Genomic DNA, 23,353 nt, shown 5'->3' on the forward strand with positions numbered 1-23,353 from the left:
GCTCATCGTCACTGCCCTGTATTAGTTTTTTACTTCTTCTACCTCATCTTCTAGCGCCTTATCAATACCGCTAATTTCCGATACCTTATCAGAGATTTGAGAGGCTTCACCTACCCAGAACATTGCGCCAAACAATTGTTCAGCACCACGGACACCGTAAGATGTTTGAAGCGCTGTATCGTTTAAGTCCGGATAAACAATTGAAGCCACGCTAATGCCTCGGTTATAGGCTACTGGATCAAATACACGTTCTTGACGCCCTTTTTTACCAGGTTTATTTTTAAAGCATCGATCATTAATAGCATCCGACTCTGCAGATGTTAACGGACGTAGTTGAATAGGTTCTGCAAAACGTTCTAACTTTAATTCTACAGGCTCGGCTTGTCTTACATTTTCTTTCATGAATGCTTTAAAATTACTCATTTACTGATCCTCCTTATTGAATCACATTGAATTGGTTTAAGATTTCAAAATCGTCAAAGGTGAATGGAAACTCGTCTTTTAATGTGTCTGCACTATCGGCATCAATCATTGCTAACAGTGTTTTATCTGGAACAATATTTCGAACATCAACAGTTTGTTTACCTGCTGCACTTGTTATGTCTGCATTGACAATCGTTGCATCAAACATCGGCGATTTACCTGAACGTAGATACTCCACTGCCATTGCACGTACTTCTGGACGATGGTAGTACATCGTCATTTCACCAACACCTTTAGCCCCCACAATTTTAGAGCCTTCCATTCGAGCATTAAGACGTTTTACTTCGACTTTGTTGTATTCAACTTCTGCTTTAAACTTTAAAATTTCCGCAATTTCGAATGTACGTCCTTCGATATTAATAAACACCATGCCCTCACGCGAGGAGATGGCGTCTTTTGTTTGCATGACGTTTACCATACGCTATGCCCCTTTCCTATTTGCACTCAATTCGCATATATAATTTCTCCATGGCATCGATAAATTTAACTCCTAGTATTGCGAATACGGCATCTTTTTCTTCTCCTTGTTCAATCACAATATCTGCAGGTAGATAAGGTTCAATAACACCTAAACGCACATATGGATCAAGTACCGTTTTCATTAATTGTTTTTTAAACAAATCTCGACCATCCGCATTATTGATTACTTTCCCGATGAAATATTTTCTAAAAATATGTCGTGTGTTGTTTTCAATAATGGACATCCCTCGATCAATTTTTCCTTTTCGGAAATCTTGGTTCTTCGTCGGTGTAAATGAACGAAATGTATTAATATCTTGCTCCACTACGACTTCATCCTCATGTAGCGTATAGACAATATGGCCATCTTTTAAAGCCTGAATGATTTCATCATTTGTCATCGTTTCCGCTTCAATCGCACCAGGATATTTTTCAAACGTCAATGAATTTACTGTAGACGCTGCAAATGCGGCACCAAACCAATACAAGGAATCTTTTGCCTGTAAGAATTCACCACCTGCAAGCAGGACCCCATTTTTAATCGATACCGTACTTTCATGGTCTGAAGCATTGTAATTATTCGTTACGAACGTGACACGCTTACCGGCTTGTTGTCGTAGCTCTTTCATCTTTAAAGCAAGCAACGCCTTTGTGGTAGTTTCATCTGTACCATAAGCCACAACCTTAAAATTCAAGTTATCTAATGCGGATGCGAATTCAGAAATTGAATCATTGGTTGCAGCGACTGTAGTGCCTCCAGTAAGCGTCAAAATTGCATCACTGGATGGCAATGATCCGTTAAACATGACGTAATCATTAGGCTTTAACTCATCAAAAAAAGCGACATGTTGCGCGTCTACTTGAACAGCATCAACATACGTTTTGACGGTTGTATATTGATCTAACCCTTCCGTAGTCGTAACTTGAATCTTATTGCCCTCAGTACCTCCGTATTTTGCAATGGCCGTTAAACCATGCGCTGTTGCTTGCGCCTTCTGTCCTTCTCCATTTAAGTTATAGAGATAGACATTGCTCGTAGCTTTAAAGGCTTCTCGAATCGGGAGTATATCACCAAGTGACTTGCCAAAAAGTGCTCTAAACTTTGTATTGGGAGAGAGTTTTATAAACTTCCCAACATCACCCCAGTCAAGTGTTACAGGAACAACTAGAGCGCCATTAGAATCAAGGCCCATTGTATTTAAACTGTTTGATTCAAAATTGATATACGCATCAGGACGTACTTTATTTTGCGTTTCCCAAATACCACCCATTAGGCATTCACTCCTTTCTTCTTCCATTCTGCTACTAACTTGTCAGCTTCATTTTTTGTATAGGTTGCTCCATCTTGTAGCACAACCTCATATTCCAAGCGCTCTTTTGTAGATTGAGCGCTATCTAAAAAAGCAGCCTTCGAGAATTTTTTATTCCCTGGCTGCTTCACAGTGTTCTGTTTGTTTGTCGCCACTTGTGTCAAATCCAACGCCCTCCAATGTTCTCATTTTCACTTCATCTAAAATATCGTGTAGTCTAGCCTTCACTTGGAAATTAACTACTAACGTTTCGTCAACGATCTCACCGCTTATTTCATGTACATGAAACCGATCAGCAAGGTATTTAAAATTGTTTTGAACGCTTTCTAATACATCAAGGCATTCTTCATCTACATCGTCAGTAGAAGGGAAATAAACCATACTAAATGAATACGTGCGATTTGCTTGGTACTTCAACCCACGTTCCTGATGAACATGAAAAATGCGTACTAAAAAAGCAGGTACTTTTAAGCCCTGCTTAACTGGTTTATCATATACATGCATGGATGGATACAAAGAACGTATTTGCATGATTGCAAGTGTCTTGATGCCTTCTGTTACACTATTCACCTAAAATACGCCTCCACTCTTTTTCAATTTCTCGTTCCCACATCCGTGGTGCAATCTGTTCCATCTCTTGTTCTGTAAGTTCCAGCATAAATTGCCCATCGACATAACCTACTGTACGTCCAGCAATTACAATACGATGACCTTTCTCTACAAACAGCGCATATTCTACCTGATTATATAGAACAATTTTATACGTATCGCCTTCTTTAACAATGTGATACTTCCAGTTATTCCGCAAATCTCCGGTATCTACAGGTGTGAGCATTTTCACTTTACGAATCGCCAATTGAGCGATGCGTTCCGCGACTTTCTTATGAATTCTCCCAGAAGCAATGGTGAGCTCTTTCAATTTTTCAGCTAACTGTATTACTTCTTCAAACTCAAAAGCCATTAAGCATAGCCCTTCTTTTTCAGCAACACTTCTTGATGTGTAACATACAAGAATGACTCTTTAGCAGAAGTAAATTCATCGGTTAGCATCAATTCACCATCTTCAAATAGTTGTACCGTTATTTCATCACCAGCTAGAATATCCACCGTTGGAGAAAGGATTAGCTTCGCATCATAAACAATTTGATTGGCTTCACCTTGGACCACGTTATTTAGCGTCTGCATGCCTACTGTAGATAAACGACAAGGGATATTCGCATATTTCGTAATCCATTGTTGACTTGTAGCGCCATTTGGCTTTTCATACTCCTCATAACGTTTGATTGTTGCTACGCGATCATATAATCGCTCAACAGACTTTGTGGCCGTCGTCAATAACCTTCGAATAGTCATCCTACCACCTCAATTTTCGGAAACGATTTAACTGGGAGGTATAGTTCATGAGTACTCTTGCAGTTGCTTGCTCACTTGTCGTCGTATTGGTAGTAAATTCAACTGCAACATCACCCTCTTTAACAGACTTTGCAACGGAAAAATCAGAAGGATTCATCGATTTGATTTCCTGATGAATTAAATCTAGCGTCATGTTCGCATGGACAAATATTAAATCATCTGGAATATCATTTCGATTGCAATACGTTTTAATGGCTTGTGCTACCTCCTCTATTTTTAACAGTAGTACCTCTTCCGTAAATACATCTGGCTCCATTTTATTGATAACGATATCGAATACATCCAAATTATACCCTCCTAATTGGGCTCTGCCTCTTTGGTCGCTGTAGCTTTTGTATTGCGTCTTTTAGGTGGCTCCATCACTACTAACACTTCAAAATCTGGATGGTCTGCATGTTCTGAAAGCACTTCTAATTCTTCACCGGCTTTATACCTTTTACTGTCATAACGAACAGGGAAACTATCATCTTTTACTTTCACTATTGTTTTCATCTAGCCATCACCTGCCATTAGTTTACTTTTGCGATAAAAATATTATCGATTGTTTCAAAGCTTGGTAGCACAATTTCAGAAACAATGGTTTCAACATTTACAGGATGCGGTTCTTTAATCGTCGTAATGGCTACACCCGTATTCACAATCGATACATCAGCAGTAGATTGTCCAGTTAACAAATCTGATTCTTCTGGTGTCGTACCGTAATACGTACTACCGAGATTGCCATCTGGAATCAATGTAAAGTAGTCATCTGGATAAAAATTATGCAAGGAGCCGTCTTCAGCGCGATATTTTTTGTTATACACCGCTACAGAAAGTCCAAATTTATTTTGTAAATACTGCTTTAACATGGCATCCGTCATGATAATCAAGTCCCCGCCCAATGGATTCATATCTAAACGAATACTTGGATGATTGAGCAAATAGCCAAATGTTTTACGTGTCATTATCGCGTTTTTTGGACGAGTACCCGTATTCTCTTCCACCGTATCCTGCCATTTCATAATATCTAGAATCGGTGTAGCATCTACTTTCCCCCACTGCGCATCACCTGCTAACGATTCTTTGTGCTCATCTTTCATTTTGTAGTCATAGTCGTAATTTTGACGGTTAGCTGTAATACGAATTTTGCCAGTAGAAAGTAATTGCATAATCATTCGTTCTGGTTGAACATTCGCACCATTCACAAGATTAGTGGCATCATCATAAATATTGGCGATAATGGTCTGTGTCATAGCATCTAAATTGGAAGACTGTAATTTATTTAATTCTTGGCGATCTTTTTCCCCAATTCGCATTGCTTCACGGAAGAAAGGCATTTCTGTTTGAATTTTGCTAAAGCCGATACGATCACGAATTGTTGCTTTTGCATCGAATTCAGATGGCATTAATGCGACTGGCAATCCATTTGAGCCTTTTATCCAGTTTAAATCTAAACCTAGTTGTTTCTTTGGCGGAAAAAGGGTCGCCCCTAAATAAGGAATACGATTTGATGGGTTGTTCTGATAGTAAGTCGCGATATTTTTGGCGTTTACTAAATCAAAAATTGTTGGCATGTAATATCTTCCTTTCTTATTTCAAAAATGTAATTTGTTTTAATGCCCTAATAGCTTCTGTCGTTGGCTGTTCAGGAAGTTTATTCAGTGCAATAAATCCATGGATTAATGCTGCACCTGACGCAGGACCATAAGTAACGTCCGTATCATTGAAAAGAACCCCCTCAGCGCCAGCACCATTTGTTTTGACCGCTTTTACCGTTTCATCTGTAAGGAAGCCACCACCTAAAATCGTTCCAGCAGGTACAATCTTTTTGCCCTCTGCATTTGGGTTAACGCCCTTGTCTGAAACAGTAATCGCTACGTTCACATAATGATCCGGAAATTTCAATATCTCTTTTTTGTTTGTAAAAGTTGTTTCAATGAATTTACTCATTCCATGTCATCTCCTTATTGAAAGTAAGACTTTCGCGCATCAGCTAAGTATTGTGTATTGCCTAACACTTCTTCTGCAATCCGCTTTCCGTAATTTTCATTTGAACCTTCATCTTTATCACTTTTTTTACTTTCAGCAGGCTTTGTACCTTTCGGCAATGTTTGAGATTCTGGCACAAATAAAAAGGACTTTGATTCCTGCAACATTTTCAGTTGCTCATCAAGTCCTTTTTTGACATTACCCTCTTCATCCAATTCAATTGTCGCTTTATCGATAAGACTAGCGACGAGATCCGCATCATGTACCTTGCCAGCAAGTGCTAATTTCAAAGCGCTTTTCAGTTGAGTGTCCTTAATCTTCGCTTCATACTCTGCTTTATCGGTTTTATTTTGTCGCTGTAGCTCGGTTATTTTGTTTTGTAAACCCGCAGTATCAATTTTTTTCAACTCCTCAAGTTGGATATCGCGATTAGCGATTTCTTTTTGCAAATCCTTCACCTCCTGAACTTTATTTTCAAAGAGGCTTTTCGGTACCATTTTACCGTAACCAGAAATGACTTTATCTGCTTGTTCATCCGTTAAACCTAAAGCAATTAATGCTTCCTTATCCATTTAACGCTCCTCCTATTCCATTTTTTATATGCAATAACACAACCTATTCTTTAGCAATAAAGCTCGTTAAAAGTGATATAAAGTCATAATAAAAGCACTTAACCATAATCTTATAGGTTAAGTGCTAATTCATTAAATAGATAGAGTCGTATACTTTTTGAGCTTCATAATAGAAATCTGTTGGATCGTCGTTTTCATCTAAACCCTCTAATGTTAAATCGTGTATCTCTAATAATAAATCATTAATAGGTCCATTCTTTAGTTCTTGAAAATTTGAGAGATGTTTCGCTAAAAACTCTTCATCTTTTTGTGTCATTTTAATCATGTACTGACCTCCTTTGTTTTAGGTGTTGTTTGAATTAAATTACCCGTAGTTTGATTAATAGTTACTATACATTTATCATTGATATACTGCCTAGAGTTTTTCTTTTCCTTTATTTGCATGGGGTTAATTAAAGCTTGTAATGCATCTTCAATCTTAACACCTGAACGTTTACCTTTTCCTGTTGTACCCGCTTCTATTTGCCCAATTATCCGATCTACAAAGTGGGACTTATAACCGGATATTTTGACCCCATCTGCCGTTGTAATCCCTACAATCCTTTCCTTCACTTCATTGGCTGTATTTTTATATGTTTTAAAATCAACAAAGATATGAATATCCTTTTTTTCAACAGCATGTCGATAACCTTTTAGTAAATACCATTCCTCTTCTCCATTATACTTTATCGTTTGGAAATCATCTAACGAAGGAGCATGCTTTCCTAGTATATTTTGAAACTCTCTATATTGTATTTTGTCTTGCGCTAGATTTTGTTGTTTTTTATTAAACAAATCTATGGTGTCTTGTCCGTGTTTATAGATGACATAATCCTGATACCACTTTTGATAGGATATTTTGGCTGACACTTTGGCGTTTGTACTAGTAATCGGATCTCGTGCTATCCTTTTTTCACCTTCCATATACTCCGACTCATCAAAATACGGAATGGTAGTCGTTCGACATCTTGTATGAAATGGAGGTGCATTGGTACCCGGTTTATAATCTTTCGTTAAATAAATCTTTAAATCCTGTGCTTTGCAGATTTCTGATGTACGGTTATCAAGGGTTGCTAGTATTTGATAACGCTCAAGGTTAGTTTCACGATAAGCGTTATTCGCTGCTAAGCCATGAAAAAAGTTTGCTTCTGTCCTTACAAGTGCTTGAGCTCTACTTAACGCCACGTTAGTTGCTTCACTGATTGCCCTTGATGTTTTAATCAATGAACGACCTTGCTTAAATGATCTTTCCAACTCTTTTTTTATCCCAGCCATTGTTTTTGCTTTATGACCCCAAATACGCTTCGAAAACTCTTTACCCGACCAGTTATATGTGAGTACCTCTTTCATCACATCGTCTGTCAGCTTTGTGACAGGTTGGTAAACAGCAGTAAAGCAATATCAAAAAGTGTCTTGTAATAAGCGTTTTCATATACTTCTGATAAACCTGTGTACGTATAAGCTTGTAAACCGTTTGTACTACCATATAGCTCTAGCATTTGCATTTGAATCTGTAAGTGCAACATTTCTAAGCGTGAAATACGAGCACGATACCCAATAGCATTTAAAATACGGTCGTATTCAGGATTTCCAGCTAATGAAAGAGCTTTATACTGTTGTAAGGTGATATGGCGAAAATCTTTTAACTCTTTTGCCGTTAAATACTGCTTTGCTTCTGCATACGAAACCTTATAATCTATTGCATATCGCGCATAGAACGCCTCAATTTGCTGTATGATATTTGCTTGCGCCATTCGAAGCTGCTCTTCCATCCGAGCTAAGTACTTACTAGCAATCAACTGTGATTCTAGTTCACGTTGTGCGGCACGACTTTCCCAATACTTACTCATTGTCCTTCACTTCCATTTGAGACTGCCGTTGCTTCTCGAAGGACTCTTGGTACTCGTCTATCTCCTTTTGCTCTTCCTCCTTTTGCTTTTTAAGTCTTTGTTCAACTTCTGGCGTATACCAAGGATGATTTTCACGATTTGTTTGGTCATCAATAATTCCCACTGACTTCTCGCACATTTCAACAGCTTCCACCTCATTGGTGATGATGTCACGATTAAACACAAACTTTACCTTTTCATTCGTGAAATCCCCTTCACCGATCATCTTTAAATAACGAGTGATAAACCATAGCATATGCTCGATGCTGGACTGCATTTCACTTTCTAGGATATTGCAATCGATGTCTAAATCACTGTAACGAAATTTGAGTGCTACACCTGATGCATTCCCTAAATTCTCATTTAGCGTATCGACACCTCTACCAAGCTCATATATCGCCTTACGAGTACGTTCTAGCTCTTTTTCAGTAGCCTCTGTTTGAATATCAGCAGTGAGTTTATCAACGTCCCCATTCTCGTCAATTTTGACTGCCCGATACACATTGAGATCATGGAGAAATCCTTTTAAATCCACTCCTCCATAGTTAATCAGCTTATAGATGAAATTGGGTATATCCGCAAGTACATCTGCATTCGTCGATGCTTGTGTATTGTAGTTGTCAACTAATGACTTAATTTGTTCAATCAACGGTTGTTCTTCTTCGTTATATCGGAAGTGAATAAGGGGTATCTTCTCCCACAATACTGGCTGTTTGCCAAATAAGAAGTGATATCCTTGCTTTCCTCCTGCAGGAATATCAGGAACGAGTGTTGCACTTTCTAAAACAAAATGGTCAATACCTTGACTGTGATAATGAACAACCTTCTTCAACGTTTTTTTCGTTGTACCTTCGTAATGATCCACTTCAAACACTCTTAAAAACGACTCGATTTTCATATTTTCAGAATCCGCATAGAAAGGAATCACTTGCTCTGACGGGAAACGCATAAAAGTCAGATGACCATCTTCGTTAAAATACGGATGTAGGTACGCAACACCTTTGTTGATGGACTCTTTACCTATTTTTCGCAAACGGTTAATCATACCTGCATCAAAAATATCGTTAAGCTTTTTTTGGTAGCTATTATTTTCACTCGTTACTGATGGCTGTTTGGAAAGCGTGTATCCAACCTTTTGGTCTACAAGTTTCTTCACATAGCCATGCACCAGCTTTAAATTAGACTTCCACTCAACATCACGTTTCTTTTCTTCGATGTCCATTTTTCCTTTATAATACTTAGCCCCAATAATCATTAACTTGCGTTTTTCTGACTTTTCCCAATCCTTTATTTCATTGAGTATGACCTGTTCATTCTTGATCACACTAGCAATCATGTTTTTTATCACCTCTTCCATTTGCTCATGCCAACGGGGTCGAAATAGGTCTTCAATTAGCATGCCATCACCTCACTTAAGAACAGATAAGCCACCTTTTTTAAAGATCACCGTGTTTACAAAATATCGGTCACTGTCCATTTGATGGTCATTTTGTTTAACTGGCTTGTCCTCGCCTCGATCCGCTGCCTTCGCATCCCAAATATAAGAGCTAAATTCACGGAATGTCTCTTTGCAACAGTCATTATATAAAATCAATCCGTTAGTAAGTGCATTTCCAACATTCCGTATCCCTTCCAAAACATCATTTTTCGCCTTTACCACTCTTACACCATCCTTTTTTAATAATGCGATAAATGAAGAGGCAGACGGGTCAACAATAACTCCATGAAGGTTCTCAAGACCTTCTATAAACTGTTTTAAATCCTCATAATACTCTGGACCTGTTTTTTGTTTACTGCTCTTTCGACCATCGTAATGATATTCTTTGACCTTGTACCAAACACCATTATAAAAACCCCACAAACCAAACGTTGTAGGGTTCTGTGTGCCATAGTCGACACTGACATAATATTTTGTATAATGACGAGGCTCTGTTTTTACAACATGCAGCACTGCATCAAACATATCGTAAATAATACCTTCAGCAAGTACCCATAACCCTAAAATAAATCGTTGATAAAATACACCATTATACATGCGTTTGTATCGGTCTTTGATACGTTGTGACAACGACAGGTTATCATCCATTGTAAAGTGCAGATGCAACATGTTCTGATTTTCTAGTTGATCTAAGTACTCTAACTTGAACCAATGATAAGGACCAGCAGGGTTACAGTTAAACCAAAACTTTGCACTATCCACAGAACATCGCGCTGTTGCTTGGTTGACGAATGATTGAGGCATAAGCGCTACTTCATCAAAAAGCATACCCGCTAACGTAATACCTTGAATAAGGTCTTGTGAAGCCTCATCTTTCCCTCCGAAGATATAAAAATAGTTCACCTTGCCATTTCTAGTGACAGTGAACATGTTTTCGGAACGATATTCTTTTACTTTGTAGCCTCTGGACATCAGCATCCGTTTTAACGGTTTGAATACGTTACGTCTAAAGGAGCCGATTGTTTTACCAGCCATGCCAAGGTTCTCGTCCTCAAACGTCTCCATTGCCCACATAACGAACGATAGTGACATTACAACCGTTTTACCAGCACGAACAGAACCATCGCAAATAAGACCATCCTTGTCCTTGTGAGGGGAATTGGATTGCCACCATTTGAGTACTTTAAGTTGTTTCTGACTAAAAGGCTTGAACGAGAATAAAGCAGGTTTCTTTCGCTTACTCATCCCAATTCACTTCCTTGCCTTCTAACGCCTCTAAGAAGCCATCATCCTCGAACTCATCTTCATCATCACCATTTTCCTTGCGGATAGCGATTTTCGATAGTTCAATGTCAGTTTTGGTTTTCTCCATGTTCAACTGCATCTGCTCAAGTTTAAGCCTACGCTCATCGTCCTCAGTTGTAAGGTCCATAAACTGCTTAACCAAGTTACGGTGTTCAGCGAATGCCCTCGTTTGAGCTTTTATGTAAGACTCATAACGTTCATGAGCGTAGATAACCTTGTAATCGACCTTATCAATGCTTTCGCCACTCATTTCGCTGCTAACTTCTTTTAGGTGGTCAAATGGGTCTTCAACCCACATTATCTTTTGAGCACGAATGATAGCAGAGAAGCTTAATTCAATCTGCAACCATAGCTGATCAACCACATCTAAGTCCTGCAATGCCTCCATGATTTCGATTTGCTCATCGTAAAGGAACTTACTACGCAAGCCATGAATCATAGCAGCCCTGTTCCGTTTGGTGAACTGATTCGGCGGGTTTGGATTACCACTTCTTTTCTTCAGTCGCCCATCCTTCTGAGGCGGTGCATCCTGTATCACTTCATCGTTATCAGATTTAGTTGCAACCTTTACTCTTTTGGTTGTATCCTTTTTAGTTGCATCCCTTGACCATTTCTCACGGCTCTTTCGGCTTTTTAATGTACCAAGCTTTATCCCATGCTTTTCAGCAAGATCAGCTAGTGTAATCTTTGTTGTTTCCCACTCTTTCTGTATTTCATCCCAATTAGCCATATCTCATAAACACCACCTCCAACATTGCAAAAGAAAAGCCGCACCTATTCGGTACGACCAATATCACTATATAAATTAAAACGACTAAGGACTCTATCAAGTTTTTCATCGTCAAAAACTGACTTATTACCATTACTATCGTTTCTAAATAACCAATTTCCGCCTTCGAATTCTAAGATAATTACTCTCTTATCTTTTTCCATAAAAATAATATCAACACTTTTATCTCCAAACACCACATAAAACTCTCTATTATTTTTAATTAATCTTATAGATGTCTCAAAAAAACGTCTATATTCGATGGTAAAATCCTTATTAATCTTATCAACAAACTTTTTGTAAAGTTCATCTCTTGCTTTTACAAATTCTTCTTCAGTATACATATACACACCTCCCACTCCATCATAGAACAAAAGGCATGTACAAAACCTCAATAACTTTTTGACCTCAAAAGCAAGCACCGTTACTTAGTGGTAAGGGGTAGAACACCGATGCTCACTTTTCAGGGCAAAAGAAAAAGCCGTACCTATTAAGTGCGACTTTCTAAAGATTCATTTGCTTTTAATTTAAATTTCTCTAATATTTCTTCAATAAATTGCCCATCAACCTCAATTGCCTTGTCATATTCTTTCCAGTATTCGTTAGGTTCAAGAATCCATTGACCATTTTCATATATTATATCAAGGGACTTCGAATCTTTTTCCCAAAAGTTAAAAATCACAACAACACTTTCCCCAAAATCCACATGCAACTCAGAATGATTTTCAAAGTAGTTTATTGGGATTATTTGATTTTCATTATATTCTTTTACAAAATCATCTACATTAAAAATTTTTTCTATCTTTTGAGCAAACAATTTATAAAGTTCGTTTCTTGTGTTAAATTTTTCGTCATTAGTATTCATATTATCATCTCCTTTATTTCAATCATAAACTAGAAGATGAAGTATATGTAATAACTTTTTGCTCTAAAAACCACACCAAACTCCGCCCTATCGATTACTAGTACATGCCAGCACTTTTCGTTATCTAATGTTCCTAAGATACTTACTCGCCCATAAACTTGTCTGTTATTTTTTTTATGGCTGTTTGATGCAGTTTTCAAAGCATAATAAAAGCCCCTATCCCTGCGCTGGATGAAAGCCTGCATTCGTCTATTATTCTATTGTGGTAATACTGTCGAGTTAGCTCACTTCTAGTAACCGTGGTAGAGATTCTTCTCCACGTTAATTATTGTAATCAAATTGTGTTCGTGCATTTCCGTGCACGTTTAGTAACGTTTGACTGAATAAAATGGAAAGTGGACGAAGTTCACTTAAAAACCACACCTTATTCCGATTTTTAGGCCTTTGTATTAATTAAGATACCTAATCTATTAAAAAATATGGGCCGTCCATGTATGTCGCGCTCCGAACAAATCTGACAAGCGCAGGTCGGTCGTCGTTCAGTCTCTCACCAATAATTTGTTTTTTATAGATACCAAAGGAAGAAACCTTTACCCCACCGAACCTACCTCCGAGTTTACAATATATATTTATAAACACAAACTATCATACATTTGTTCTTTTTATTACACCTGTTCCACAATCGAGCCCGATTAAAGCTCTCTAGCAGTACCGTCTACTTAAATGTCAGACTTCACTTTCTATCTTCTCAACAAAAAAAGATAACCACGCCAGTCCAATTCCAAGATAAGTTATTAACGGTAATAAAATCTCCTTTAATGACAATCCTAATAAACCCGCCGTAATAGTAGTTATAATTGCTAAATACAATCTTATTCTAGCTTTAATTACTTTTGTAGAAACATTCTTTACAGAAACATGATACATAAAATAAAAAACTAAAAATACAGCGGTTGTTAAGAAGAATAAGTTATAAAATGACTTACTGAAATCAAAATTAATTTGAAGAATTAATTTTACCAAAGCTATATAAACTCCTTCAATAAAAAAAGAAGCAAATAATGAGTAAACCATTATTCCATATAAAAAAGACCAATGACTAAAACTATCGAATAACTGTGCTGGATTTAAGGCATCTTTACGAATAAATTTTGGTGGCTTTAACCAAAAGTTTCTCAGACTTAATACAAAGAGTAATGAAAACATTGTAATTGCTAATATTCCCATAAGTATTTCATTTAATACCAAACTAACTCCTTCTATGCAATACAACAAACTTCCTATAAAAATCATCATTCCTATCAATATATTACCAGCTTTCTTCATCCCTAAAAAACCTGGTCCTTCTAACCAATTTATAACTTTTGTTGAACCTAAAAATAATTTCTCAAATCTTTCCTTCATAAAATACCACCTGTATTTTTGTAATAATATGTATTTTTATAGTGCAATAAAAGGGAAAATTGTACTAAAAGAACAAATATATTTTCTGACTTATTGAAAAACCTTTTACTACTTTTATAAGAATTATCTTAGTAGATTATGATTATAAACTAAACTCTTGTATATAATTAAGCAAAAAGTCGCCCCTATAAGCAGTAGGTAAACGACTTTTAAATAATAATTATAATATAAGCTCAAACTTCCGCTTTACTATCACTTGTGATACGGTTCACCGTAACTAATCTAAGTGCGGTATATATATTTTAGAATTTGCATTTTTCTAACAATATTAATTAGAATCTGCTTTTTCTGCATCTAATATCTTTGAATGTATAGCATCTCTAGCATATATTTTACAATCAGACACTATACTCTTTTCTAAAGCATAAATTCTATGGATGCGTAACCCTTGATTTAAAGATTCAATAATTTGTGAACCTTCCTGTAATTTTTTGGGGCAAACAGTATAATAGGAATGCGACTTTTTATCAAGGAGCTTTGCTCCAACAGTCTTAACATCTTTTAATGGAAAACGATCTCCTTGATATATTTCTATCTCATTGTATTCTTTTTTCATACTTTCAAAACAGCTCATAATGGCTTTGCTAACATTTGTTTCACTTGTTTTGCTAGGAACGTATTCTTCTACCTCATAAACCCTTTTCCACAAATCCCTATTTTGCAAAGCGACAATAGTTTGTTTTTTATCTTCCTCACCACTTTTCTCAAATTCTTCACTCAAATGAGTCAAAAAATTATCATCTGAAAGTTCTAGATAAAGTGAAATAAAATCTTTTTCATTTAATTCTTTACCTGACCATTTTTTAAATGATAGTTTTTCCCCTTTTGCAATATAATTTAACATTGCATTGCAAGCCTCGTTTGTTTTATGACCATATACTTGGACAAACATCTGATATCTTGAAAGCAAAAATCCTTCGATGGCATGTAGCCCACTAACTTTTAACCCTAATCTTACTTCCCCATTATGAACATACGTTAATACAGTTTTTAAAATTCTATCCTCACTATAGTTCCCATACGGTACCCCAGTAAAATAACTGTCTCGCTTTAAATAATCCATTCTATCACAATCAATTGGTGCACTTGCTACTATGTCTGTTAATAGTTTAGAAATATTATATTCCTCTCCAAAGATATTTACTTTAATAAAATTCAATGCAAGCTCTGGTTTTAAAATAGTAAGTATAATATGAATATCGTCTTTATCAAATTTTAAATCATTTAGAATTTTAAACGTGAAATAAGATGAAACATGTTCATGCTCAATCCTTATTTCTTTACCATCATCATTGGATTCATTATCCTGATATTCTCTTAACATATTAATAAGTTCTCTTTTATACTTTTCATCTTCATTTAGAGATTTATCTGAGTTTAATATTTGTTCAAATTCCTCAATATTTGGAGCATAAGAATCAAATAAGTGTGATAAAGGTCCATGACCAATATCATGTAATAATGCTGCAATTCTTAAATGTCTGAAAATTTCCACCATTTTACTTTCTTCTAAGTGATCACTTAATGCTATCCCTACTCCAAGTTCAATATTTTGCAAATACTGTTCTTTAGTTGCCATATCATTTCCTTGATTTGCAATATTTCCATTTTCTATAACAGCAGCTAATAATTTGTGTGCGCAATGCATTACCCCAATGGAATGTTCAAATCTTGTATGTTTAGCAGAAGGAAACACCTTATATAGAAAAGAATTTTGTCTTAAATTATGTAATCGTTTAAATAATTGATGCTCAATAATTAATATTTCTTTATTGCTTAATTTAATAGTGCCGTGAATAGGGTCATTAATAGAACGAACTAATTCTAAATCCTCTTGAAAATTATACATTTAACTTTACCTCCATATTTTCGTTTTAATTACATAAAAAGTTAACTTAATTATAATATAGAAGTTTATATATTTGTGATAAAATAATCAATATTTATAAAAGAGGAGATGACCATGGTTTGTCTTACGAAAAAGAATTGAAATTATTGTTAAATAAAGAAGACTACTCTCAATTATTAGATTCATTCCAAGAAATCAGTAACCCACTCAATCAAATTAATTATTATTTTGATACTAATGAATTTTCTTTAAACCAATTGGGTATAACACTAAGAATTCGAGAAGAAAATGGTGAAGATTTAATTTTATGCCTTAAAACAAAATTAAATAATTTAATCAGTAATATAACTATTTCAAAAGAATTTGAAAAGGAAATTTCAAGAAACGATTTTTATAAATACAGAGATAATCCTGAGTATATCTTTGACTATTTCGATAAAGATTTCACACTTTCTCTCAAAGATAAAATAAAATCTAACAAACTAAAGTATCTAGGTTCTATAAAAAATGAAAGAAGGAAACTATCATTTAATAAAAATTACATTTGCGATTTGGACTATACTATTTATCCGGATGGACGAGTATTCTATGAAATGGAATTTGAGGGTATGGACTCAGAAAATGATGTGATAAATATAATCGAATACTTAGACTTTAAACAAATAAATTATAGAATTAATAATAAAAGTAAATATAAACGTTTTGTTGAAAGTATTAACAATAATTAATTAAAAATTAAACTCACGTCAACTAATGTAACGTGGGTTTAATTTTTCCTCTAATCCTAAAAACAGCACTAATTTATGATACGGATCACTACAATTAATCCTAATAATCGCTTCCTCCACATTCTTACCCGATAGTTGTACATATGTTATTAAAAAGAAGTAGCTCATTGGCTACTTCATCATCTGATTCAAAATATTATTTCTTATTCTAAAAATTGTCGTACTAGATAAACGCATATGCTTACCAATAGCTCGCATACTATCGCCATCTAGCAATCTATGAAGGACTTCAACTTCTCTTTCCCCTTCTACAAATGGAATTCGGTTCTGCACTTCAGCAACCTTACTCTCGTATTCCTGAATGCGTTTGTTATTTATATACAAACGTCGTTGCACCTCAATAAATACAGGATCACTCTTTCCACCACTTGCCCTTGGTAAAGTTGCCTCAATACCATATAATGCAATTTTCGCCCCATTAAAACTATTATCATCGACCTTCGCTACTGGCTTTCGTGCTTCTGCAATAGTCGCAACCATCCAATGATAATTCTTAATCCACTGCAGTAAATTCTCTTTCGTAACTTTTATTTGCCCTTGTTTGCCCATCAGGTTAGCCCCCTTAATGTGGTATAATGCTTCGAGAAGGCTTAAATAGCATAATCCAATTAGAGCTGTAGCGTGTGACGACGCTGCAGCTTTTTTATGGTACAATTTACACAAAATACATAACGAGGTAATTTAATGGACATATTTTCAGATATATCACTTGGTGGAAGTCTTTTATTTTTTATACCCCCAATGATTTTACTGCCGGTTGTAATGGTAGTTTGCGTAGCAATCTACAAAACGTTATTCGGAAAAATCTTGCCTACAAAGATATATAATTTCTTTATTGGCCTGGTTGCCCTACTTGGTTTCTTTATATGGGCAATCCCTATGAATATGGGATTTTATGAGTTTTTTAGAGCGATTTTATAATCGCTCTATTTTTCTGTCTAAATGCTGTTTCCGTTTATAAATATTTGATTAACTCTGTGATTCCCATACCTTCACCTCTTAATAAAATTAAAAGAGGTACTAACAGAAAGGTAATTAACCCGCCTATTAGTACCTCCGGTATTTTCCGTAAAGGACCAAAATACAATTAATTTTAACTAATAATATTTTTATATTCTATCTTCTTTATAATTATTTTTATCATTTTCACTTATTCTAGATATCAAAATGACATTTTTTGGTAAAAATATTTTATTTATCATTATATGTGTTACAGCACCTTAAGAGGGTCTAAAAACATCCTCTCGTCCATGTCAATAACATTTATATTCTATTATATTCCCTTAATTTTATATATCTAATAATCCATTAGGTTTTTTATAAATACAACTTTTTATAAAAATAACTTATCAACTTTATTAACTACTCTACCTATACTTATTAGCTGCTTTGTAGAACTAAACTAAATTATACTTTGTTTAAAACAATCTCGTATTTATTTATATTTCCAAAAGAAAGTCCGTTTACACTCACACAGATTAAGCATTCCCTTTAAAATGAGATTTTCTATTTCTCATTTTATGATCTTATATACATACATCCAACTTTAACTGTAAGTTTTTTTAAAAGAAAAAAGGAATATGTAAAAATATGTCGAATGTAAATAAACTGTAAGAAAAATAATCTATAAGGAGGAATGTCATTTGTACTATCCATTGCTAAAATATGCAAATAACGAAATGAGGGCATTAAAGGAGTTAAAAAGTTCATCAAAAAGTAAACTTATTCCTATCATTGAATCAAAAAGAGTTAAACCAGAAAACCAAAATAAATGGGAATCTACTTTCAATACTTTAGGTAGTTATCTAAAAGACAGAGTTGATTCAATAAAATTTATTTATGATTTTAATTGCGCAATTGAGGAGTTAAGTTCGAAAGATGAACTTTTATCTAAAGAAGGTGAAAATTTAGTAGTACATTGTCTTAATAAAATGAAAGACCAGCAACTATCAATTATTCCGTGTTTTCACCATGATTCTCCAGAATGGCTTATAGAATCTGTACTTAATTCTGAAGCAGAAGAAATCGCTATCAGAATACGCTGTCATGATTTCCAAGAGCCATTTGATAAATTTGTATATAGCAAATTGAAAGAAGACTTATCAAGTTTAAGCGATTCAACAAAAGTTACTATTATTCTAGACTTTTTCAATAGTAATACAACAACTTTAAGAGTAAAAAATGCTATTACTATTTTTAATGACTTGAATCCATCAAATATTGTATTTTTATCTACAGCTTGCCCTGAAAACGCTAGTGATGCAGATGTACACGATTTAACTTTAGTAAGTGCTCGCGATGAGTTAAACAATTATCTTGAATTAAAAAAAGAATTCCCAATGCTTAATTTTGGTGATTATACTACACGTTTGAAAGGTGAAGTATTGAAAGGCTTTAATCACAACCTCTCATACTTAAAAATCTTTTATACTACTGATACTGATTACTATATTGCAAAATCTAAACTTATTAAAGATGGAGCTGAAGATAGCTTCTTCGAAATTTGTCAACAAATAGTAGATTGTGATTTTTACCCAGGTGAAAGTTTTTCTTTCGGAGATGAAGAGATAAAAAAATGTGCAGACAAAAAAATAACAATAAGTAACCATCAGGCTCCTATTGCTATTTCAGTCAGTCATCATATTGAAACAACTATTAATCAACTTTAAGACAGTCTCCAATTTTCTCTTTTTTTCAAAGTACTATAAACAAACTGACGGGTTACATCAAAATCAACTTCTTTGCTTAGTAGTGCAAGGAGTTGATTTTTCCTCATTTTTTTTAATGATTTACTAAATGATAGGTAATCAATAAAATCTTCCAACTCTTTTTTCCAGAGAAGTTTTATAATCAAATCAGGGTCTTGCTGAGAAACTTTTCTACCTTTTCTAATATTGATTAATCGTTTTTGATCCTTACTAATGGTTTTAATACCCCACCAATCAGGAATTATTTTTTTGACTTCATCAATATACTTTCTAGATACAACAATTGTCATCCTCTCAAAAGCACGATTATAATACTCCAGTTGTCTTGGAAGTCTATAGAGAGTATCTAAATCACTTTTTATTTCGTACCCGTGCATTATACCATTTACGACCGCAACATCAACTCTTGCAGCACCAAAATCCAACCCTAGCTCATTAATTATACGTGTATCTGTACAATTTGAATATTTTTCGCTTAACTCAGCAATTAGTAGTTCCCTAACTCTTGAGTCATTTAATAATTCCATAATATCACCTACCGTTATATTAAATAAATTATATATGGAATTCAAGAAACTTTTTCATTGACTTATTTTCCATTATACTCCTTTGACAAGTGCACTTTTAAATAACACTTCCATCTGCGTCAAGAAAATAAAGTGAAGATGCCACTCCTTTAGTATATTTTATTGCTTTATATCTATGCATTCTAGTTGACCCTTTATGTGAAGGATATTTTTGGTTATATTCTTTCGATTTTCACACTTAGTTCATTTGAATATGATTTCTAGTAATTCAACGATTCTTTTAAAATTATTTTTTCACTGACCCCACACGTCTTTGCTTGCTTTCGCTCACTTCAAATACTTTGCCATGTTGCCACTGGATAGAGTCTTGTCCATAATCTTTAGGCTCTAAAAACTCTACAATTGCCCCTTGTTGTACAATATAGACTCCATCACCTAACGCAACCAAATTCACTTGATTGCCCATAAAAGACACTCCCATCTATAATTCACTTGATTTTAGTTTTTCAAGTATTTTTTGTATTTTGCTACTTCTTTAACATAGCATCTTCACTAAATAACACCTATATCCTCAAAAAGTAGATCATAACTGTTAATTTCGACCGCCATAATTGCTCTGGGTGGGATTTAATTCGTTCTACCTGTATTTGTTACTAGATTGATTGTCTGGCATATTCTGTCCGCTTTCTGAGCTGTTTCTTGGCTCTAGGAATTTGGTACCGAATTCCTTGCACTAGAATGTCGATTGGAATACCGTTACGGATCTCATGAAGCCTTCACCCCTTCAGTCAATGCAATAGCATAATCCAAAGCCTCGTCCTGTGTGCTCAACCCTTTCAGTAACCGTAAAGCTTCAAGGTTCTGATAAAACCCTATCTCGTTTTCTTTGTACTGATATTTTTTGTATAGGCCTATGTGAAACACCAACTGATTGATTAAGTATTGTTCACCCATTCCGCATTCCTCGCTTTAATTTGATTCTTGCTATATGTCAAAATACGCTTAGGCTTCCCGTACTTTTCACCAACCTCATCTCTCGTCATGCCATGCTCTAGCCAGCAGTGCTTTTTCGTGATGATGGTCCCAATGTGATGACAGCCAGGCACAGGGCATTTCAGCAGTTCTGCATTTGGTGCGTACCATGTGAAATTTTTAGTCATTTGTATAACACACCACCAATTTATTAAAAGCCTTGCGGTCACCTGTTTCCAAAGCGATATCAATAGCAGCAGCTTTGTAATTTTGTTTGTTGAATTCCTCTAGCTCATTCATGAGGTTTTTTAGTTCCCACTCACATCTCGCCTCACGAACCTTGGCTAAAATCTGTTTTAAATCATTATTCATCCATACTCCCTCCTAAATAGCCAAAGCTAATTGATTTTCATCAATTTGTGCATTGTAAATGTTGCAAACTACTCCACCACTAATCTTGTAAAGCATGTTACCAGCTTGGTATTCGCCATCTGGCAAAGCAACTTCTTCACCAATGCCAAATTGATTTAAACTTACTGTTTCACCATTAAGCACAAAGCCTCGGCTTAATAATTCGACTCTTTCCAGTGAAACATCGATATGTACATAAGCACTTGCACTTACTTGATAAATGGCATTACATACATTACACGTTATTTCTTCCTGTAAATCGCTTATTTCACCATCGTCTAAGGCTTCGTTCCTGACAAGATTTAAGAAGTCGTCTAGATTAACTTTATGACCACAACCACAATCGATAGATTTGTTGTACCTCATCTGTTCGCCCTCCAATCAAGGGGCTAAGCGCCCCTCACTTTAATCTATAATTCAACCCTAAGTCCTTATCGATATGAATAAAGAACTGCTTACACATCTGATAAAAGCGTGTACCGAGCCCTTCGTCCATTTGAACAATCATTTCATCAAACGTTAGTTCGCTGCTAATAAACACCGGCTTATGATTCATATAACGATAGTTCACAACAGAATAAAGCTGTTTAATTTCCCATTCGCTACCCTGTGGCACTTTAATCCTTTCCCCATCTTTCATTTGCTTTGTAACAGGTTTAAACAAGTCATCGATAAAGAGAATATCGACCTGTTTCATACGGATTATCTTGGCCTCTAGCTTTTCAAAATCTGAACGTAAATCATCGAAGCCTTCCACGAATGGAAAATACAATACTGACTTATGTTTCTCTGTCATCATTAAGTTGGCCAAAGCTATAAGTAAGTGTGTTTTCCCTGATCCTGGTTGACCTAGATAGGCAATACTGTTTTGCTTTGACTTTTGGATTTGTTCAAAATCTGCATAGTATTTAGTAGCCAATAGGTGCATGTCTTGTACTACCTTGGGTGCTCCATTGGTAAAAAAGTTATCAAATGTCATTGCTTTGAATTCTTCTGTGATTTCACTAGCCTTCATCAGCTTGCTAACAATTCTATTTTTCTCGCATTCGCAATCAACCCAAATTTCAAATGATTTACCGTAAGTAATACTTGTTTCATCTTCATCGACTTTCATTTCAAATAATCCGCCTACATCTTTGCACTTCATACATTCGTATTGTTTGTCATTAATCGAGACTGCTTCTTCGTCCAATAATGCTTGGTACTTTGCTTGTGCCTTTGCTAGTACTTCCTGTATTAGATGCACGTTGTTGAGCCTCCTTTTTCGCTAATAGTTGCATAGATGTTACACCCTCATATCTCCAATTGCGTAATGTACCATTAGCATATTTTTCTTTATCTCTGACTCGTCCATTTAACAGAGCTCGCTCAAACGCTTCAATAACTAGATTTGCATCTTGATAGGTCGATAGATAGTAATCAATATCTTCTCGTAACTTATTGCTAGGCAACTTTTGCAGACGACTGACAAAGAACCCATATAGCCTTTGAGCATGTTGTTTGTCTGTAGTCAGTACTTGGTTATTATCAGTATTTGGTTTATTCAATACTTGGTTATTATCAATACTTAGTAGGGGCGGTTTTTCCACTTGTGGGTTTTCCATTAGTGGGTTTTCCATTAGTGGGTTTTCCTCTAATGGCTTTTCCACTGGTGGCATTTCTACTGATGGATTCTCCTCTTGTTGGATAGGCGCTTCATGGACGATTGTCTCCCAAGCAACGATCCTTTTCGTTTTTTCATCTCTAACTGGTTTTCGCTCTACATACCCGTTATCTTTAAGCTCTTTCAGTCCGCTTTTGAACGAATCTTTGCCATCTGTAGCATGCGTAATTAATTCGTCCATATAAAACACCCAATCATCTGGCATTGAAAGCATATAAGCCATAATGCCTTTAGCTTTCCAAGATAGACGGTTGTCATTTAATGCTGTACGATTCATCACTACATAGTTGTTGTTTTTAGCTACTCGGATAATGCCCATTTGCCCTCGCCTCTCCTTTTTTTGTGTTACAAAATGCTATTCGAAATGTGGTATTTCAGTTAGGAAATAAATAAATTTCCCGGGTAAGCGCAAGAAATGACAAGTTTTACTGTCCATCGACTAATTCACTTCTAACCCTACG

Annotated in this window: 33 protein-coding genes; 3 read left to right on the forward strand and 30 right to left on the reverse strand. The window is 35.4% G+C overall.

Going from position 1 to position 23,353, the window contains the following annotated elements; translation table 11 throughout:
• Positions 1 to 21: 21 nt before the first annotated feature.
• The 22 genes from LO754_RS12890 to LO754_RS12995 form a co-directional block, all read right to left on the reverse strand.
• Entirely contained in the window at positions 22 to 423 is a 402-nt protein-coding gene (locus LO754_RS12890) for a phage tail assembly chaperone (protein WP_229386853.1), read from the reverse strand.
• A 13-nt stretch (positions 424 to 436) separates the two neighbouring features.
• Entirely contained in the window at positions 437 to 901 is a 465-nt protein-coding gene (locus LO754_RS12895) for a phage tail tube protein (RefSeq protein WP_229386854.1), read from the reverse strand.
• 16 nt (positions 902 to 917) lie between these two features.
• Positions 918 to 2,213, reverse strand: coding sequence for a phage tail sheath C-terminal domain-containing protein (locus LO754_RS12900; RefSeq protein ID WP_231784525.1), 1,296 nt, complete (start codon positions 2,211 to 2,213; stop codon positions 918 to 920).
• Positions 2,213 to 2,416 (reverse strand): hypothetical protein, encoded by a 204-nt coding sequence (locus LO754_RS12905; protein ID WP_231784526.1) that lies wholly within the window; start codon positions 2,414 to 2,416, stop codon positions 2,213 to 2,215. Before LO754_RS12905 ends, LO754_RS12900 begins: the two co-directional genes overlap by 1 nt.
• Positions 2,364 to 2,822 (reverse strand): phage tail terminator family protein, encoded by a 459-nt coding sequence (locus tag LO754_RS12910; RefSeq protein ID WP_231784527.1) that lies wholly within the window; start codon positions 2,820 to 2,822, stop codon positions 2,364 to 2,366. The genes LO754_RS12905 and LO754_RS12910 overlap by 53 nt, the downstream gene beginning before the upstream one ends.
• Positions 2,815 to 3,213, reverse strand: coding sequence for an HK97 gp10 family phage protein (locus LO754_RS12915; RefSeq protein WP_231784528.1), 399 nt, complete (start codon positions 3,211 to 3,213; stop codon positions 2,815 to 2,817). The genes LO754_RS12910 and LO754_RS12915 overlap by 8 nt, the downstream gene beginning before the upstream one ends.
• Positions 3,213 to 3,605, reverse strand: coding sequence for a hypothetical protein (locus tag LO754_RS12920; protein WP_231784529.1), 393 nt, complete (start codon positions 3,603 to 3,605; stop codon positions 3,213 to 3,215). Before LO754_RS12920 ends, LO754_RS12915 begins: the two co-directional genes overlap by 1 nt.
• Before the next feature lies 1 nt (position 3,606).
• Entirely contained in the window at positions 3,607 to 3,951 is a 345-nt protein-coding gene (locus LO754_RS12925; protein WP_231784530.1) for a head-tail connector protein, read from the reverse strand.
• Between the two features lie 11 nt (positions 3,952 to 3,962).
• A complete protein-coding gene (locus tag LO754_RS12930) occupies positions 3,963 to 4,157 on the reverse strand; it encodes a DUF7210 family protein (protein WP_231784531.1) in 195 nt (64 codons plus the stop codon).
• A 17-nt stretch (positions 4,158 to 4,174) separates the two neighbouring features.
• Positions 4,175 to 5,218, reverse strand: a complete 1,044-nt coding sequence (locus LO754_RS12935; protein ID WP_231784532.1) for a major capsid protein — start codon at positions 5,216 to 5,218, stop codon at positions 4,175 to 4,177.
• A 16-nt stretch (positions 5,219 to 5,234) separates the two neighbouring features.
• Positions 5,235 to 5,594: a hypothetical protein gene (locus tag LO754_RS12940; RefSeq protein WP_231784533.1), complete on the reverse strand. Its 360-nt coding sequence runs from the start codon at positions 5,592 to 5,594 to the stop codon at positions 5,235 to 5,237.
• 14 nt (positions 5,595 to 5,608) lie between these two features.
• Positions 5,609 to 6,205, reverse strand: coding sequence for a phage scaffolding protein (locus LO754_RS12945; protein ID WP_231784534.1), 597 nt, complete (start codon positions 6,203 to 6,205; stop codon positions 5,609 to 5,611).
• A gap of 124 nt (positions 6,206 to 6,329) precedes the next feature.
• Positions 6,330 to 6,530, reverse strand: coding sequence for a hypothetical protein (locus tag LO754_RS12950; protein ID WP_231784535.1), 201 nt, complete (start codon positions 6,528 to 6,530; stop codon positions 6,330 to 6,332).
• The gene (locus tag LO754_RS12955; RefSeq protein ID WP_231786324.1) at positions 6,527 to 7,594 is read right to left on the reverse strand and encodes a minor capsid protein; all 1,068 of its coding nucleotides are present in this window, start codon (positions 7,592 to 7,594) and stop codon (positions 6,527 to 6,529) included. The genes LO754_RS12950 and LO754_RS12955 overlap by 4 nt, the downstream gene beginning before the upstream one ends.
• Before the next feature lie 11 nt (positions 7,595 to 7,605).
• Positions 7,606 to 8,094, reverse strand: a complete 489-nt coding sequence (locus tag LO754_RS12960; protein ID WP_231784536.1) for a hypothetical protein — start codon at positions 8,092 to 8,094, stop codon at positions 7,606 to 7,608.
• Positions 8,087 to 9,469 (reverse strand): phage portal protein, encoded by a 1,383-nt coding sequence (locus LO754_RS12965; RefSeq protein WP_231784537.1) that lies wholly within the window; start codon positions 9,467 to 9,469, stop codon positions 8,087 to 8,089. The genes LO754_RS12960 and LO754_RS12965 overlap by 8 nt, the downstream gene beginning before the upstream one ends.
• A gap of 72 nt (positions 9,470 to 9,541) precedes the next feature.
• Positions 9,542 to 10,816 carry a PBSX family phage terminase large subunit gene (locus LO754_RS12970; RefSeq protein ID WP_231784538.1) on the reverse strand — a complete coding sequence of 425 codons (1,275 nt, stop codon included), beginning with the start codon at positions 10,814 to 10,816 and terminating at the stop codon, positions 9,542 to 9,544.
• Positions 10,809 to 11,606 carry a hypothetical protein gene (locus LO754_RS12975; RefSeq protein ID WP_231784539.1) on the reverse strand — a complete coding sequence of 266 codons (798 nt, stop codon included), beginning with the start codon at positions 11,604 to 11,606 and terminating at the stop codon, positions 10,809 to 10,811. The genes LO754_RS12970 and LO754_RS12975 overlap by 8 nt, the downstream gene beginning before the upstream one ends.
• A gap of 44 nt (positions 11,607 to 11,650) precedes the next feature.
• Positions 11,651 to 11,989, reverse strand: coding sequence for a hypothetical protein (locus LO754_RS12980; RefSeq protein ID WP_231784540.1), 339 nt, complete (start codon positions 11,987 to 11,989; stop codon positions 11,651 to 11,653).
• Positions 11,990 to 12,135: 146 nt separating this feature from the next.
• Positions 12,136 to 12,510 carry a hypothetical protein gene (locus tag LO754_RS12985; RefSeq protein WP_231784541.1) on the reverse strand — a complete coding sequence of 125 codons (375 nt, stop codon included), beginning with the start codon at positions 12,508 to 12,510 and terminating at the stop codon, positions 12,136 to 12,138.
• Between the two features lie 726 nt (positions 12,511 to 13,236).
• Positions 13,237 to 13,914: a hypothetical protein gene (locus LO754_RS12990; RefSeq protein WP_231784542.1), complete on the reverse strand. Its 678-nt coding sequence runs from the start codon at positions 13,912 to 13,914 to the stop codon at positions 13,237 to 13,239.
• Positions 13,915 to 14,242: 328 nt separating this feature from the next.
• Positions 14,243 to 15,823 carry an HD domain-containing protein gene (locus tag LO754_RS12995; RefSeq protein WP_231784543.1) on the reverse strand — a complete coding sequence of 527 codons (1,581 nt, stop codon included), beginning with the start codon at positions 15,821 to 15,823 and terminating at the stop codon, positions 14,243 to 14,245.
• Positions 15,824 to 15,942: 119 nt separating this feature from the next.
• On the opposite strand from LO754_RS12995, the gene LO754_RS13000 reads away from it, so the two are divergent.
• On the forward strand, positions 15,943 to 16,551 hold the full coding sequence (locus LO754_RS13000; protein WP_231784544.1) for a CYTH domain-containing protein: 609 nt from the start codon (positions 15,943 to 15,945) through the stop codon (positions 16,549 to 16,551).
• 171 nt (positions 16,552 to 16,722) lie between these two features.
• On the opposite strand, the gene LO754_RS13005 is transcribed toward LO754_RS13000, so the two are convergent.
• Positions 16,723 to 17,160 (reverse strand): helix-turn-helix domain-containing protein, encoded by a 438-nt coding sequence (locus LO754_RS13005; RefSeq protein ID WP_231784545.1) that lies wholly within the window; start codon positions 17,158 to 17,160, stop codon positions 16,723 to 16,725.
• A gap of 135 nt (positions 17,161 to 17,295) precedes the next feature.
• On the opposite strand from LO754_RS13005, the gene LO754_RS13010 reads away from it, so the two are divergent.
• Both LO754_RS13010 and LO754_RS13015 read left to right on the forward strand, forming a co-directional pair.
• A complete protein-coding gene (locus tag LO754_RS13010) occupies positions 17,296 to 17,532 on the forward strand; it encodes a hypothetical protein (RefSeq protein WP_231784546.1) in 237 nt (78 codons plus the stop codon).
• A 722-nt stretch (positions 17,533 to 18,254) separates the two neighbouring features.
• On the forward strand, positions 18,255 to 19,280 hold the full coding sequence (locus LO754_RS13015; RefSeq protein WP_231784547.1) for a beta family protein: 1,026 nt from the start codon (positions 18,255 to 18,257) through the stop codon (positions 19,278 to 19,280).
• Here LO754_RS13015 and LO754_RS13020 read toward each other — a convergent pair.
• From LO754_RS13020 to LO754_RS13050, 7 genes are all read right to left on the reverse strand, one after another.
• Positions 19,277 to 19,846 (reverse strand): sce7726 family protein, encoded by a 570-nt coding sequence (locus tag LO754_RS13020; RefSeq protein ID WP_231784548.1) that lies wholly within the window; start codon positions 19,844 to 19,846, stop codon positions 19,277 to 19,279. The genes LO754_RS13015 and LO754_RS13020 overlap by 4 nt on opposite strands.
• 286 nt (positions 19,847 to 20,132) lie before the next feature.
• Positions 20,133 to 20,312: a hypothetical protein gene (locus tag LO754_RS13025; protein WP_231784549.1), complete on the reverse strand. Its 180-nt coding sequence runs from the start codon at positions 20,310 to 20,312 to the stop codon at positions 20,133 to 20,135.
• A 469-nt stretch (positions 20,313 to 20,781) separates the two neighbouring features.
• Positions 20,782 to 21,006, reverse strand: coding sequence for a hypothetical protein (locus LO754_RS13030; protein ID WP_231784550.1), 225 nt, complete (start codon positions 21,004 to 21,006; stop codon positions 20,782 to 20,784).
• The gene (locus tag LO754_RS13035; RefSeq protein ID WP_024364730.1) at positions 20,999 to 21,190 is read right to left on the reverse strand and encodes a hypothetical protein; all 192 of its coding nucleotides are present in this window, start codon (positions 21,188 to 21,190) and stop codon (positions 20,999 to 21,001) included. The genes LO754_RS13030 and LO754_RS13035 overlap by 8 nt, the downstream gene beginning before the upstream one ends.
• 12 nt (positions 21,191 to 21,202) lie before the next feature.
• On the reverse strand, positions 21,203 to 21,595 hold the full coding sequence (locus LO754_RS13040; RefSeq protein ID WP_231784551.1) for a hypothetical protein: 393 nt from the start codon (positions 21,593 to 21,595) through the stop codon (positions 21,203 to 21,205).
• Positions 21,596 to 21,629: 34 nt separating this feature from the next.
• Positions 21,630 to 22,475 (reverse strand): ATP-binding protein, encoded by an 846-nt coding sequence (locus LO754_RS13045; RefSeq protein WP_231784552.1) that lies wholly within the window; start codon positions 22,473 to 22,475, stop codon positions 21,630 to 21,632.
• On the reverse strand, positions 22,396 to 23,211 hold the full coding sequence (locus LO754_RS13050; protein WP_231784553.1) for a DnaD domain protein: 816 nt from the start codon (positions 23,209 to 23,211) through the stop codon (positions 22,396 to 22,398). The genes LO754_RS13045 and LO754_RS13050 overlap by 80 nt, the downstream gene beginning before the upstream one ends.
• Between the last annotated feature and the right edge of the window lie 142 nt (positions 23,212 to 23,353).

Origin of the sequence: Lysinibacillus sp. GJ-1, from assembly GCF_021166035.1 — a bacterium.
Lineage (GTDB): Bacteria > Bacillota > Bacilli > Bacillales_A > Planococcaceae > Lysinibacillus > Lysinibacillus sphaericus.

Coding starts and splice junctions, on each gene's coding strand:
- LO754_RS12920 (WP_231784529.1), bottom strand. CDS start 3,605: ATGACTATTCGAAGGTTATTGACGACGGCCACAAAGTCTGTTGAGCGA.
- LO754_RS12965 (WP_231784537.1), bottom strand. CDS start 9,469: ATGATTGCTAGTGTGATCAAGAATGAACAGGTCATACTCAATGAAATA.
- LO754_RS13010 (WP_231784546.1), top strand. CDS start 17,296: ATGGACATATTTTCAGATATATCACTTGGTGGAAGTCTTTTATTTTTT.
- LO754_RS12990 (WP_231784542.1), bottom strand. CDS start 13,914: ATGAAGGAAAGATTTGAGAAATTATTTTTAGGTTCAACAAAAGTTATA.
- LO754_RS12915 (WP_231784528.1), bottom strand. CDS start 3,213: ATGGCTTTTGAGTTTGAAGAAGTAATACAGTTAGCTGAAAAATTGAAA.
- LO754_RS12950 (WP_231784535.1), bottom strand. CDS start 6,530: ATGATTAAAATGACACAAAAAGATGAAGAGTTTTTAGCGAAACATCTC.
- LO754_RS12980 (WP_231784540.1), bottom strand. CDS start 11,989: ATGTATACTGAAGAAGAATTTGTAAAAGCAAGAGATGAACTTTACAAA.
- LO754_RS13025 (WP_231784549.1), bottom strand. CDS start 20,312: ATGGGCAATCAAGTGAATTTGGTTGCGTTAGGTGATGGAGTCTATATT.
- LO754_RS12975 (WP_231784539.1), bottom strand. CDS start 11,606: ATGGCTAATTGGGATGAAATACAGAAAGAGTGGGAAACAACAAAGATT.
- LO754_RS12930 (WP_231784531.1), bottom strand. CDS start 4,157: ATGAAAACAATAGTGAAAGTAAAAGATGATAGTTTCCCTGTTCGTTAT.
- LO754_RS12940 (WP_231784533.1), bottom strand. CDS start 5,594: ATGAGTAAATTCATTGAAACAACTTTTACAAACAAAAAAGAGATATTG.
- LO754_RS12985 (WP_231784541.1), bottom strand. CDS start 12,510: ATGAATACTAATGACGAAAAATTTAACACAAGAAACGAACTTTATAAA.
- LO754_RS12960 (WP_231784536.1), bottom strand. CDS start 8,094: ATGAGTAAGTATTGGGAAAGTCGTGCCGCACAACGTGAACTAGAATCA.
- LO754_RS12890 (WP_229386853.1), bottom strand. CDS start 423: ATGAGTAATTTTAAAGCATTCATGAAAGAAAATGTAAGACAAGCCGAG.
- LO754_RS13035 (WP_024364730.1), bottom strand. CDS start 21,190: ATGAATAATGATTTAAAACAGATTTTAGCCAAGGTTCGTGAGGCGAGA.
- LO754_RS13040 (WP_231784551.1), bottom strand. CDS start 21,595: ATGAGGTACAACAAATCTATCGATTGTGGTTGTGGTCATAAAGTTAAT.
- LO754_RS12945 (WP_231784534.1), bottom strand. CDS start 6,205: ATGGATAAGGAAGCATTAATTGCTTTAGGTTTAACGGATGAACAAGCA.
- LO754_RS12895 (WP_229386854.1), bottom strand. CDS start 901: ATGGTAAACGTCATGCAAACAAAAGACGCCATCTCCTCGCGTGAGGGC.
- LO754_RS13020 (WP_231784548.1), bottom strand. CDS start 19,846: ATGGAATTATTAAATGACTCAAGAGTTAGGGAACTACTAATTGCTGAG.
- LO754_RS12970 (WP_231784538.1), bottom strand. CDS start 10,816: ATGAGTAAGCGAAAGAAACCTGCTTTATTCTCGTTCAAGCCTTTTAGT.
- LO754_RS12900 (WP_231784525.1), bottom strand. CDS start 2,213: ATGGGTGGTATTTGGGAAACGCAAAATAAAGTACGTCCTGATGCGTAT.
- LO754_RS12955 (WP_231786324.1), bottom strand. CDS start 7,594: ATGAAAGAGGTACTCACATATAACTGGTCGGGTAAAGAGTTTTCGAAG.
- LO754_RS13005 (WP_231784545.1), bottom strand. CDS start 17,160: ATGGGCAAACAAGGGCAAATAAAAGTTACGAAAGAGAATTTACTGCAG.
- LO754_RS13030 (WP_231784550.1), bottom strand. CDS start 21,006: ATGACTAAAAATTTCACATGGTACGCACCAAATGCAGAACTGCTGAAA.
- LO754_RS12995 (WP_231784543.1), bottom strand. CDS start 15,823: ATGTATAATTTTCAAGAGGATTTAGAATTAGTTCGTTCTATTAATGAC.
- LO754_RS12935 (WP_231784532.1), bottom strand. CDS start 5,218: ATGCCAACAATTTTTGATTTAGTAAACGCCAAAAATATCGCGACTTAC.
- LO754_RS13050 (WP_231784553.1), bottom strand. CDS start 23,211: ATGGGCATTATCCGAGTAGCTAAAAACAACAACTATGTAGTGATGAAT.